Annotated in this window: 10 protein-coding genes; 1 reads left to right on the forward strand and 9 read right to left on the reverse strand. The window is 60.7% G+C overall.

Annotated elements, in window-relative coordinates; genetic code table 11:
* Nucleotides 1–3: 3 nt before the first annotated feature.
* Nucleotides 4–1,143: an MGDG synthase family glycosyltransferase gene (locus DLM86_RS09420; RefSeq protein ID WP_158289410.1), complete on the forward strand. Its 1,140-nt coding sequence runs from the start codon at nucleotides 4–6 to the stop codon at nucleotides 1,141–1,143.
* Between the two features lie 96 nt (nucleotides 1,144–1,239).
* Here the strand turns inward: DLM86_RS09420 and DLM86_RS09425 are convergent, their stop codons facing one another.
* The 9 genes from DLM86_RS09425 to DLM86_RS09465 all read right to left on the reverse strand — a co-directional run bounded on the left by DLM86_RS09425 (nucleotide 1,240) and on the right by DLM86_RS09465 (nucleotide 12,466).
* Nucleotides 1,240–1,884, reverse strand: coding sequence for a SanA/YdcF family protein (locus tag DLM86_RS09425; protein ID WP_110839785.1), 645 nt, complete (start codon nucleotides 1,882–1,884; stop codon nucleotides 1,240–1,242).
* A 56-nt stretch (nucleotides 1,885–1,940) separates the two neighbouring features.
* Nucleotides 1,941–2,477 (reverse strand): ribonuclease FAU-1 family protein, encoded by a 537-nt coding sequence (locus tag DLM86_RS09430; RefSeq protein ID WP_110839722.1) that lies wholly within the window; start codon nucleotides 2,475–2,477, stop codon nucleotides 1,941–1,943.
* Nucleotides 2,478–2,516: 39 nt separating this feature from the next.
* A complete protein-coding gene (locus DLM86_RS09435) occupies nucleotides 2,517–3,161 on the reverse strand; it encodes a peptidylprolyl isomerase (protein ID WP_211326497.1) in 645 nt (214 codons plus the stop codon).
* A gap of 254 nt (nucleotides 3,162–3,415) precedes the next feature.
* Nucleotides 3,416–4,309 (reverse strand): ABC transporter ATP-binding protein, encoded by an 894-nt coding sequence (locus tag DLM86_RS09440; RefSeq protein WP_110839723.1) that lies wholly within the window; start codon nucleotides 4,307–4,309, stop codon nucleotides 3,416–3,418.
* Nucleotides 4,310–4,313: 4 nt separating this feature from the next.
* Nucleotides 4,314–7,199 (reverse strand): ABC transporter permease, encoded by a 2,886-nt coding sequence (locus DLM86_RS09445; protein ID WP_110839724.1) that lies wholly within the window; start codon nucleotides 7,197–7,199, stop codon nucleotides 4,314–4,316.
* A 34-nt stretch (nucleotides 7,200–7,233) separates the two neighbouring features.
* On the reverse strand, nucleotides 7,234–8,262 hold the full coding sequence (locus DLM86_RS09450; protein WP_158289411.1) for an efflux RND transporter periplasmic adaptor subunit: 1,029 nt from the start codon (nucleotides 8,260–8,262) through the stop codon (nucleotides 7,234–7,236).
* Nucleotides 8,246–8,977 carry an ABC transporter ATP-binding protein gene (locus DLM86_RS09455; protein ID WP_110839726.1) on the reverse strand — a complete coding sequence of 244 codons (732 nt, stop codon included), beginning with the start codon at nucleotides 8,975–8,977 and terminating at the stop codon, nucleotides 8,246–8,248. Before DLM86_RS09455 ends, DLM86_RS09450 begins: the two co-directional genes overlap by 17 nt.
* Nucleotides 8,978–9,162: 185 nt before the next feature.
* Nucleotides 9,163–10,713, reverse strand: coding sequence for a response regulator (locus DLM86_RS09460; RefSeq protein WP_110839727.1), 1,551 nt, complete (start codon nucleotides 10,711–10,713; stop codon nucleotides 9,163–9,165).
* A 1-nt stretch (nucleotide 10,714) separates the two neighbouring features.
* Nucleotides 10,715–12,466 carry a sensor histidine kinase gene (locus DLM86_RS09465; RefSeq protein ID WP_110839728.1) on the reverse strand — a complete coding sequence of 584 codons (1,752 nt, stop codon included), beginning with the start codon at nucleotides 12,464–12,466 and terminating at the stop codon, nucleotides 10,715–10,717.
* Between the last annotated feature and the right edge of the window lie 19 nt (nucleotides 12,467–12,485).

The following is a 12,485-nucleotide window of genomic DNA, read 5'->3' on the forward strand; positions in this document are numbered from 1 at the left end:
AACGTGCGAAAACGGATAAAAGCTCTCGTCTTGACGGCCAGCTACGGGGACGGCCACATCCAGGTGGCCCGCTCGCTCGAGCAGGCGCTGCGCCGGAACGGCATCGAGCATGTATCGGTATTGGATCTGTTGAAGGAAGCGCACCCGGTCATGGACGCGGTCGCCAAATTCGTCTACGACCGGAGCTTGGCGGCTTCGTCTTACGGGCTCCATTATTACGGCTGGAGCTACTATTTGACCCGAGACATCGGCCACGGCAGCCTGCTCGCACGCTGGCTCAACGATATCGGCGTCGGTACGCTCCTCTCCGTCATCGAGCGGGAGCGCCCCGACGCGATCGTCAGCACGTTCCCGTTCGGCGGCATCGCGTCGCACATCCGGCGGCGGGGGCTCCCCGTCCCCACGTTCACGGTCATTACCGACTTCGCTCTCCATAACCGATGGATCCACAGCGCTTCCGACCGGTTTTACGTCGCCACCGAGGATTTGAAGCACCGGCTCGTCCGCCGCGGCGTCGCCGAGCAGCGCATTCGCGTGAGCGGCATTCCGATCCGCGACGCGTTCACGACGGCGCATCCGGAGTCCGGTACGCCCCACGAGCCCGAGCAGCGCCAAGTGCTGTTCATGGCGGGCACCTGCGGCCTGTGGCGCGAAGTGCGCGGCATCGTCCGCCGGCTGCTTCTCCGCCCGGACGTTCGCATCGTGACCGTATGCGGGCGCAACGGCAAGCTGATGCGCCGGCTGGACCGCGAATTCCGCCGCGAGCCGAACCTGACGACGCTCGGCTATGTCGACCGGATCGACGAGCTGATGCGCGGCTCGGACTGCATCATTACGAAAGCCGGGGGCGTCACGCTCTCCGAAGCGATCCACGTCAACGTGCCGATTTTCGTCTACAAGCCGATTCCCGGCCAGGAGAAGGAGAACGCTCTCTATCTGGAGCAAAAAGGCGCCGCCCTCGTCTCCGACAACGTCCGCCAGCTCGCCGGGCAAGTGAACCGGCTGCTGGACGACCGGGATTGGTCGAACCGGTTCTACGACTGCATGCGCAGCCTGCGCAAGGAGCATGCAGCCGAGTCGATCGCGCGAGACATCGTGGTTACGGTCGAAGGCCGGGGACGGTCGGACGGCTCGATCGCTTGAAGCTTTTCCGGAGCCAGCAGCGGAATGGAAAAACCGCCGATGATTTAATCATCGGCGGTTTTTTCGCATGTTTCAATCAAAATCCGGCGGCTGCGTCTATAGCCCCGCTTTCATGCGCAGCTTATCCGCGATCCATTTCGTAAAGGCGAGCGTCTCCCGGCTTTTGTGCCACGGCATCGACATGACCTTCGACTCCATAAGCGACACGGTCGCCCCGTCCAGACCGACGAACCGGGCGATATCGAGGGCACGCGCGCCGTGGAACGCGTGGGTGACGATGACCGGCTGCGACCAGCCTTCCCGGTCCATGATCCGTTTGCTGAACAGCAAGTTCTCGTACGTACTCGTCGCTTCCCGCTCCTCGACGACCGCCTCGGCCGGTACGCCGCGCTCCGTCAAATACCGCTTCATCCCTTCCGCTTCGGTGATCGTCGCTCCGTTCGCGTCGAGTCCGCCCGAGACGATGATCCGGTCGATCGCCTTGGCGGCGTACAGCTCGTACGCGCGGTCCAACCGTTCGCGCAAGCCGGGGCTCGGTGCGTCGTCCCAAAGCGACGCCCCCAACACGATGGCGACTTGTCGATGTCCGTCCGCCGTCCGGGACGGGACCGAGTGGATCCGCCATTGCACGTAGGCGACCCAGAGCAGGCCGAGCGCCGCGACGATCGCGACGGCCTTCAGCCACCGCCGGAGCCGGCTCGGTTTGCGGCTGACGGAGATCGCGTTCGTCAATCGGTTCATTCCCTTCACCTCCCGTCGCTGTCCGACGCCCGGATCGACAAGTCCGCGCATTTCGTTTAGTCCTCGTACAGCTCCTGCAAATGCTTCTCCGCCATCAGCAGCAAATCGAACGACCCGTTGCGGTATTCGTCGATCACCTGGTTCGCCGTCTTCCACGCCAGCTCGGCATCGCCTTCATTCAGCTCTCCGCTGCGCACCGCTTCCTCGAGCTTCTCCTGATGAATGACGTACAGCGTTCCGTCCGGCAAAATGACGATATTGATGTACAGATCGTCATACCACGGGATGCCGTCGGAGCCGATGCCTTGGCATTTACATATATTGACGAACCATTGCACGATCCGGTTCTGCTCGTCGTACATCGAAGTGAGCGTGTAGTGCGCAAATTCGGGAAAGTGCTGGAGCCATTTGTAGCCGTCGGCCGCGATGCACACCCGCTTGTCTTCATATTGCTTGTACAGCGGCTCCTTTACCTTGACGATTTCGAACAGCGTGACGGTGCCGGAAAAACCGATCGTTTTCTTCGGCATGACGCTGAAATGCTTGTCTACGATTCTCCCCCAATCGGTTCGATCCGCATATTTTCGAATCAACTCGGTTCAATCCTCTCCCGTAAAATGTAGGTTGCGAATCTACTTTTCGGATATCGTAATGGTATTGATTTTCACTTCCTTCGTCGGCACGCTCTCCTCGCCGGTCGGGCTTGCCTTCACCGGCGTTGCGGCGATCTTCTGAACGACGTCCATTCCGGAGGTCACTTGACCGAAAATCGTGTACTTCGGATTCGGATTCAAGCTTCTCGCGCAGTCCGGACCGGTGCAGATGAAAAATTGGCTTCCGCCGCTGTTCGGCCGGCCGGTATTCGCCATCGCCACGATGCCCGGTTCGTACTTCCGCGTCGTCTTCAGCTCGTCCTCGATGTTGTAGCCCGGTCCTCCCGTCCCGGTGCCGGTCGGGTCCCCCGTCTGAATCATGAACGTTTTCATGATCCGGTGGAAGACGACGCCGTCGTAAAACTTTTGCTTCGACAGAAAGACGAAGTTGTTGACCGTTTTCGGAGCGGTGTCGTTGAACAGGCCAACCGTAAATTTCCCCTCGGTCGTATCGAAGACGGCCTCGTACTTTTTGTCCGCCTTGATCGACATCGCCGGCGGCGAGCTCCAGCTTTTCTCGCCCCCGCCCTGGGCCTTGCCGCCGCCGCAGCCCGCGAGCATCGTCGCCAAAGCGCCGAGAACGAGCAGCGGGCGCAGAATAGTTCGACTCCTTGTCCGTCTCATCCGAATCCATTCCTCCATCTCATCCGATTCTCGCCCCAAATTATACCACTGCATCGTCCCGTCTATCAAATATCGACAACGGCAAAAAGCTCCCCGGGCAGGGGAGCGAAGCGCACGGGAAACGAACGGGCACCGACGGGAACGGAGGCGGAGCGGTGCGCGGCGGCACTCCGGGCGCGGTACCCGGAGCACGGCGTACGCCGAGCGCGGTCGTACGTCTTGCCGCCGCTTCATTTCCCGCCTACCGCGAGCCGTCACTGCGCTTTTTTCCCGTTTTCCGGCGGCAAAAGGACGATTTTCCCGTCTTCGACCGTCACGACCATTTTATTCGTGTTGTTCATCCCGACCGCTTCCAAATAGTTCGACGGAATTTGCAGCCGGCCCGCCTTATCGAGAATCGCGTATTCGACGTGCGTCTCCTCGCGCGCGGCCTCTCCTTTCTCCAGCTCGGCCAGCTCGTCGGCATAGGATTTGCTGCGGATGAATTCGGACGACGTCTTGCCGTCGCGGATCGCGACGACCCGGTCGACCTTCTTCGCCAGCAGCGGATCGTGCGTTACGATGACGACGGTCAGTCCGAGCGTCCGGTTCAGCTCGCGGAACAAGTCGAGAATTTGGTTCGCCATGCGCGTGTCGAGCGAGCCGGTCGGTTCGTCCGCCAGCAGCAGCCGCGGATGGTTCGCCAGCGCGATGGCGATCGCGACGCGCTGCTGCTCGCCGCCGGACAGCTCGTTCAGCCGGTTTTTGACCCGGTGGCCGAGACCGACCGCTTCCAGCAGCTCGAGCGCCCGCTGCCGGCGCCGGCGGCCCTGCAGCAAAATCGGCAGCTCGACGTTCTCGAGCGCGGTCAAGTACGGGATCAGGTTGCGCGCGTTGTTTTGCCAGACGAAGCCGACCGTTTCCCGCTTGTACTTGACGATATCCTTCTCCGTAAACTTGAGCAGATCTTTCCCGTCCACGACCAAATTGCCGGCGGACGGCCGGTCGAGGCCGCCCAGCATGTTCAGCAGCGTCGATTTGCCGCTGCCGCTGTTGCCGATGATCGCCATCAGCTCGCCGGGCTCGACGTGCAGATCGAGACCTTGCAGCGCCACCACCTCGAGGTCGGCGACCTTGTAAATTTTAACCAAATTGTCGCAATGGATCATGCGGTCAGTCCTCCCCCAGCTTGACGGCCTGATGGATTTTGATGCGTGAGAGAAGGTAGCCCAATATGCACAAGCCGAGCAAAATCATGGCGGTCACGATGACGTACAGCCGGACCGAGTCGGTCGCGTCGAACGTTACCTGGAACGGCGGCACCTGCGTCGCCGGGTTGAACGAAATTTGGAACAGCGGCACGTATAGCAGGCTCGTGACGTTGCCGATGCCGGCGCCAAGCAGGAAGGCGGCCCCCGACGTAAGCACCTGCTCGGTGACCAGCATGCCGATCAGCTGCAGGAACGAAATGCCCATCGCCCGCAAAATGCCGTATTGGAGCACCCGGCCGTTCAGCGACAGCACCCAGTACAGCAGGAAGCCGAAGAAGCTGATGACGACGCTGATCAAGAAGCCGAGCGTCATGACCCCGTTGATCGCCATCTGGAACGGATCGTTTTTCGCCTGCGTCAGCTCGAACGTCGTATCGATGAAGCTTTCGACCGGAATTTGCTTCGCGTTCAAAGCGTCGTTGAACGTTTGCCGCGCGGACGGTTCGTCCTTCAGATCGATCCATACTTGATACGGCTCCAGCGCGATGGCGCTCTGGATCGTGCTTAGATGCCCGACGACGAGCTTGGGCAGCTCCGGCTTCTTGTCGCCGGACGCGGCGACCGGCTGCTGCGGATTCGGATTGAACGTCGGCCAGTAGTCGACGATGCCGTATACCGTAAACGGCTTATACGTGACGTTGTTCCAGCCGATATTGATCGTATCGCCTTCCTTCACCCCGGCTTGCTCCGCCATCGTGCGCGAGACGAGCACGGCGGAAGGCTCGGTCGAGATCAAGTTCAAATAGTCGTAGAAATGATGGTCGAGCAAGCCGTCCTTCAAATACGCGGCCCGGCCGAACTCGTCCGTGTCGATCCCCATCAGCTTGATTTTCGATGCCGTCTTCCCCGCCTGCGCGACGGCGTCGTCCTTGACGAACACCTTGGCGGCATGCGCCACGCCGGGCAGCTCGGCGAACACCTGGAAGGGCGGCTCCGTATATTGGATCCGCTTCGGTCCGCCGATCGGAACCGCTGCGGCCGGCGCAGCCCCTCCCCCTTCCATTCCGCCGTCGGCGGCGGGGGGCGGCGCGTCGTTTTCCCATTTCACGTTCAGGATGACGTCCGTGCCGTTTTTGTATTTCACCTTCTCCAGCGTGTTCGTGTTCATCGTGCGGGCCGCGCTGGCGCTGAACAACCCGGTCGCGAGCGTAATCATGAGAAACACCATCAAAAAGTTATACTGCCGGCTCGACCGCCCGACCTGGATCAGCGTCGAATAGAGCGACGGCGGCCATACTTTGCGCCCGACCCAATAGACGAGCCGGATGAACAGCGGGTATACACGCAGCAGCAGCAGCCCCATCCCGAGCGTAAACAACGCCGGAACGAGAAAAAGGAGCGGGTCGACCTTGAAGCTGGCGGAATCGAGGCCGAGCGACTGCAGGTCGCTCATCCGCCGCTTGAAGCTTTGCAGGCCGTAAATCGATACGCCGAGCAGGGCGACGTCGACGAAATATTTGTGCCAAAACGACATTTTCGTCATGCGCGCCAACTGCTGCTTGTGTCCGACGATCGACGTCCTCGTCGCCAGAAACGCCGGGATGAGCGTCATGACGAGCGAAAAGGCGACCGCGTACAGCGCGTATTTGTAAGCCGTCGCGTTCAGCTCGACGATGAGCGCCGACCGCTGCACGAATTCCAGAAAGCCGTTCGAGGCGCCGAGCAGCTTCGTCAGCAGCATCCCCGCATACGGTCCGACGGCGTAGGCGACCGCGCCCAGCAGGACGCCTTCGATGACGTAGCTGAGCAGCACTTGGAGGCGGCTCGCTCCGCGGCTGCGCAGGACGGCGATTTCGGTTTTTTGCCGTTCGACGATCAAGTTCGACACCATGAACAGATAGAAGCCCAGCATGATCATGACCGGCACGTTGAGCGACCAGAGCATAAGCCGCAGCTGCTCCTGACGGTCCATATATTTCGAGATGACGCTGAGAGCCGGCGCTTTGATCGACTGGCTGCTGAACGTATTCACCACGTACGCTTCGATTCGCTCATGGGTTTGGATGAACGAGGCTATCGAGCTCATGTTCATGCGCGAATAGTCGAACGCGAACAGCCAGAACCCGGTGCGGACCGAAATGTCGCTATCGCCGGTCGTCAGCCGCTCCAGCAGCCCGTAATCGATAATGAACGATTTGCTGTAGCTTTCGAGCGGATTGTACCAGAACAAATCGTGCTCGTCCTTCGGGTTGATGACCCCGACCGGCTTGACGGTGATCGGCTTGCGAATCCGCTCGTCGTCGATGACGAATTCGTTGCCGAGCACCATCTTCAGCTGTGTCAGCGCGCTCTCCACGACGAGCACCTCGTAGACGCCGTTCACCGGTTCCTTCGCCGGCATGACCCCGTCCACCAGCTGCACGTGATTGTCCAAATCCGTAAACGCGACGATGTCGGCGTTGCGCTTCACCGTGCTGTCTATCCGCGTCTTGTCCTTCGGCGAGAATGCGAACGTGTCCGTCCCCCGCTCGACGACGTACTCGCGGATCGGCAGGTCGAAGCGCGGGCCCATCGCGCGCATGAAGTCGTCCGTCTTGGCGGCGCTTTCGCTGTTCTCCTTTTGCGTTTCGCCCATGAAATACAAGCCGGCCCGATACGTAAGCGGATACATGCCGGACGCCACTTGGTAGTTTTCCAGCTCCTTGACGAGCATCCGCTGCAAAATCGCCTCGGTATAAATCGGCATGCTGCTCACGAGCGCGACCGAGAGCACGAGCCCGAACAGCAGGCTGAGCTCGAGCCATTTATTTTTGAGCATTTTGCGGAAAATCATGACGAGTATGGCCACGAATGCGGTTCCTCCTTCCTGCGCCGTTCGCGGCTTATTGCAGGATCAGCTTTTGCCCTTCCTTCAGCCCTTTTACGATTTCGATGCCGTTCGGCGTCTCGAGCCCTTTCTCCACGTCCACTTCCTTGATGCTTTCGCCGTCGAGCACCTTGACGTACGTTCGGCCCAAATATTGGGAAATCGCGCGAGGCGGCACGATCAGGACGTTGTCTTTTTTCCGCGTCACGATATTGATATCGGCGGAAGAGCCGAGCGTCATGCCGGGGGGCGGGTTCGGAACGTCCATGAAGATCGTTTTGGCATACTTCTCCGCCAGCTGCTTGTTGTCCGTCGGCGGCGTATTCGACGGCGATTGGACGACTTTGCCCTCCAGCTTCTTGTCCTTGATCGTCACTTCCACCGGCATCCCGGCTTGAACCTCGAGCATGTCGGACGTATTTGCCGACGAATAGACAAGCCGGACCGCATTCGGATCGGAGACGATGACGTACGTCTTGTTCGGCTGGACCGTATCCCCCGGCTTCGCCGCCGTTTCGACATACGTGACGATGCCGTCCATCTGGGCGCGCAGCGTTTTCCCCTCGACCGCCTTGCGGGCGTCGTCCAGCCGCAGCTTGGCGATTTCGAGCTCCATAAGCCGAATTTTCATTTTGGTCGGGTCTTGCGTTTGCTTCGCCTGGTCGAGGTTGTACTCGGCCTGCTCGTAATCCCGCTCTTTTTCCTTCTGGACGATCGCGGAATCCCCGGGGTCGAGCACGATGAGCGGGTCGCCTTTTTTCACCGGCGTATCGGTTCGGACGAGAATTTCCTGGATTTTGCCGGAGACGCCGACGAACTCGTGGTTTTTCACGTTCGTCGATTCGACGGTCGCCACCCCGGATATTTTTTTGATCACCGTGCCCGTCTTCACTTCGGCGACCTCGTAATTTTCTTTGACCGGCTTGACGAGAGGCGGCTTGAGCGGCTCCTCCTCCTTCGGCACGAGCGAACAGCCCGAGCAAGCGGCGGCGACGAGTGCGGCGATCAGCACGCGGCGTGCGGACGATTTACCCTTGATCGACAATTTGGCCATCCTCCAATGCGTATACTTGGTCGACGATTTCCATGATCGCCGGATCGTGCGTCGTCAGGACGATCGTCATCCCTTCCTGCTGCACCAGGTCTTTGAAAATCTTGATGATTTGCAGCCCCATCTTGCTGTCCAGCTCGGCGGTCGGCTCGTCGGCGAGCAGCAGCTTCGGCCGGTGGGCGATCGCCCTCGCGATGGCGGTGCGCTGCTGCTCGCCGCCGGACAGCTCGAACGGACGATGGTTCATCCGCGCCTTCAATCCGACGTTCTCGAGCGCCCGCTCGGCGAGCTCCCGGTGCCCCTTCGTCGGGATGCCGGCAATGCGCAGGCCGAACTCCACGTTCTCGTAGGCGGACATGAGCGGCATCAGCGCGAACGATTGGAAAATGAACCCCATCCGGCTGCGCCGAATTTCATTGCGCTGCTTCTCGGACAGCGTCGTAATCTCCTGCCCGTCGAAATAAATCGCCCCTTCGGTCGGGACGTCCAGCGCGCCCAGCAAATTGATCAGCGTCGTCTTGCCCGAGCCGGAACGGCCCTTCAGCGCGACGAGCCGGCCGTACGGGATCGACAGGTTGGCGCCCTTCAGCGCGTGAACGGCTGCGCCGCCGCGCCCGAACACCCGCTTGACGCCGACGGCGCGCAAGATCGGCTCGCTGTCGCGCGACGGGTCGTACAGCACCGTATCGGTTTTGCGAATCGTCTCCATGTTTTACACCCCATTTGACGGACATCAGCCTCGATGCTACTACTGTAAACGGATTCAACGCATTGGGAAAGAGAGGTTTTGTTGGAAAAGGGGGTGGATTTGTTCGATGAGGAAGGATGGCCGGATGGATCGTCCGGCTACCGGGCCCAAAAAAAGCCGAAGCGAGGGCGGCGATCGTCCCTCGCTCATTTGTGCGCCGCCTCGAACTCTTTCGGCGTGCAGCCGACGAGGCGCTTGAACGTCTTCGCGAACGACTTCGGATCGGCGAAGCCGACCGCCTCGGCGACCTCATACACTTTCATTTCGCCGGAGCGCAGCTTCTTCTTCGCTTCCTCGATGCGGATTCGCGTCAACGTTTCGGTGAGCGATTCGCCCGTCTCCTTCCCGAACAAATCGCTCAAATAGCTGCGGCTCAGCTTCACGTGATCGGCAATATCCACGGTGCCGATGTTTCGCCCGTAATGCTCGCGCATGAACCGGATCGCCTTCCGGATGAACGGATTCGCCGGCTCCTTGCCGGCTTCGTCCCCGAGCGGCTTCGCCCATAGACGCCGGGCGGCGTCGACGACGAACTCGCCGAGCGCCTCGATATGCGACAAGGACCGGATGCGGTCGAGCGATTCCGAAAACGCGCCGTCGTCCCCGTTGCGCGTTCCGTCCGGATGCTCGGCGAAGCCGTATGCAAGGGCGAGCATGTCGCGCAAAAACGACTGCGTCTTGGCCGCATTCGGCTTATGCCGCCGGATCGATTCGACCGCCGCCTCCATCCAATGAACGGCGGCCTCGCGATTGCCGTTCGACACCGCGCGCAAAAAATCGCTCCGCTCCTCGAGCGGAAGCGGGCCTTCCGCTACCGGCCCCGGGTCGGCCGTCACCAGCTTGTCGGCACTGCCGTAAAACCGGGCGTGAAGCTGCCTTTGATGGTATTGAATCGCTTGGGCGAAATCTTGGATGCGCGGGATGACCGGCCCGAGGCAGACGAACGATGTGCCGCCCCCCTCCCCGTTGTCCCGGATTCGCGACAAAAGCGATTGGGCGGCGCCGAACATCAGGTCGTGCCGCTCCTTCTCGGACAACGACTTCGCGTACCCGTACAGCACGATCCACGTTCGCTCGCTCCACTTCACGACCGCCCGGCTGTCCGGGATCGTCCATTCGTCCAACGCCGGGCGAAAGCCGGCGTCCCCCGCCTCGACCCAGATGCTGAACGTTCCGAAGCCCGGGGGGAACAGCTCCGCGGACAGCCGTGCTTCCCCCTCGCCCGTCCGTACGTATTCCCGCAGCCATTCGGCGAGCCGGTACGCTCTGGACTGTTCGAGCTGCTCCTGCCACTCCGCGATCTCCCGCTTCGTCCGGCGGTCGTCCGCCAGCTTCGTGCGGACCGATTGCAGCAGCGCCAGCAGCTCCTCCGGCTCCATCGTCGGCTTCAGCACGTAGTCGTACGCCCCGAGCTTCATCGCCTCCTTTACGAAAGCGAAGTCGTCGAGGCAGCTCAGCACGAGCATGCCGACGTCGTCCCGCCGCGACTTGATCTCGCGCATGAGCGCAAGTCCGTCCATCCGCGGCATGCGAATATCGGTAATGACGATATCGACCGACTCCCGTTTCATCGCCTCAAGCGCCTCTTCTCCGTCGGAAGCTTCCCCGACGAGACGAAAGCCGTGCTCCTCCCAATCGACCAACGTTCTTAGTCCGACGCGGATGATCGGTTCGTCGTCGACGATCAATACGTTCATGTCAAATCTCCTCGCTTCGATGTATAGGCAGCGATATGCGGACGGTCGTCCCCTCGTTCGGCTTGCTGAACACGTGCATTTTGTAGTCCGGGCCGTAATACAGCTTGACCCGTTCCCGGATATTGCGCAGCCCGATGCCGCTCATCCGTTCGTTCGCTCCGCTTCGGGACGTTTGCGGCTCGAACGCCGTCTCCGGCTCGGCCATCCCTTTGCCGTTATCCTTCACTTGGCATAACAGCATATCGCGGTCGAGCCAAGCCGAAATCTCGATCTCCCCACCCCGGGAGCTGTTCTCCAAACCGTGCAGCAGCGCGTTTTCGACGAGCGGCTGAAGCAGCAGCTTGGGTACGAGACAGCCGGCCGCAAGTGCGTCGACGTCGAGCCGCAGCTTGACGAGATCCCCGTATCGGAACGATTGGATCGCCATATAGTCCTGAACCAGGCCGATTTCCTCCTTCAGCGGGAGAAAATCGCCTTTTTTGCCGAGGCTCGCCTGAAGCAGGCGGACGAGGGCGCTGACCGCCTCGGATATTTGCGGCGTCTTGTGAATTTTCGCCACCCATTTGATCGTATTCAGCGTGTTGTACAAAAAATGCGGGTTCAGCTGGTACTGCAGCGCCTCGATCTCCGCTTCCTTCTTGAGCGACTCCTCCTGCTTCGCCTGCTTGATCGTCTCTTCGAGGCGGTTGAGCATCTGATTGTAGCTGTCGCCCAGCTCGTCGATTTCCCGGATGCCGCCGGACGTCCAATACGCCTTCAAATCGCCGGATTCCGCCCGCTTCATCAATTGCCGCAGCTGCCGGATCGGCCTGGCGAATACGTTCGAGAAGACGAACGAGCTGACGGCCGAACCGACGAGCAATATCGCGAAAAAGACGAGCACCGTATTGCGCAGCGTTGATTTCAGCGAACGAAGCTGCGTATTCGGCACCTCCATGTAGCACATCCACGCTTGGCCGGGAACGGATACCGCCCGTTGCGACAAGAATACGTCCCCTTCGCTCCGCAAAAACGGCCCCTTCTCCGCTAAAAAATATGCGGGACCGAGATCGGTATCCGGATTTGCCGTTCCGCTCTCGACCAGAACGGTCCCGGCAGCCGAATCCCACAGCGCCAAATCCGATATCGACAAATCGCTTCGCATATCGTCGAGAAGCCGGGCCATATCCGCCACGACCGTCATATACCCTCCGACGACGTAGCTTCCCGGCTCGAGAAGCGGCCCGACCCAACCGATACGGCCCGCCCCCTCCCCGCGAACGAACGTATCGCTGCGATTCATCGGCGTCCTCTCCGGCTCCGACCGGCTCCCGTAGTCGAACGGATTGCCCGCCGCGCAAAACGAGCTCAGCCCGTCGAAGGAAAAACAAAAGTCGACAATGCGTTTGTTCGAGCCGAGCTGGAACGACGCCGTCTTCGCAATCGTCTCCTTCGCCTCGCGCACCGTCGCCTCGTCGGGAATGCCGTTCTCCCGTCCTGCCCGAAGAAGCTTCCGTACCCCCTCGTCCTGCAGCCACGTGCGGTACGCGAACTCGAGCCCGCGCATCTCCTCGTCCAACCGCCGCTGCACCCGGTCGTGCTTCGCCGCGACGGCCGACCGCCATTCGCTCTCCGTCCGTTCGGACGATTGAACGTAAAAAAACGTAAGCGCCCCGAACACCGGGACGGAACCGATCAAAAACAAATAAACAAACAAGCGCAGCTGAAAGCTTCTGAACGGCTGCGAGCCGAACCATGCCACCAGTCGTTCCATAGGTCACCCGCATCGCGTG

Origin of the sequence: Paenibacillus flagellatus, assembly GCF_003217775.1 — a bacterium.
Taxonomy (GTDB): Bacteria; Bacillota; Bacilli; order Paenibacillales; family NBRC-103111; genus Paenibacillus_AB; species Paenibacillus_AB flagellatus.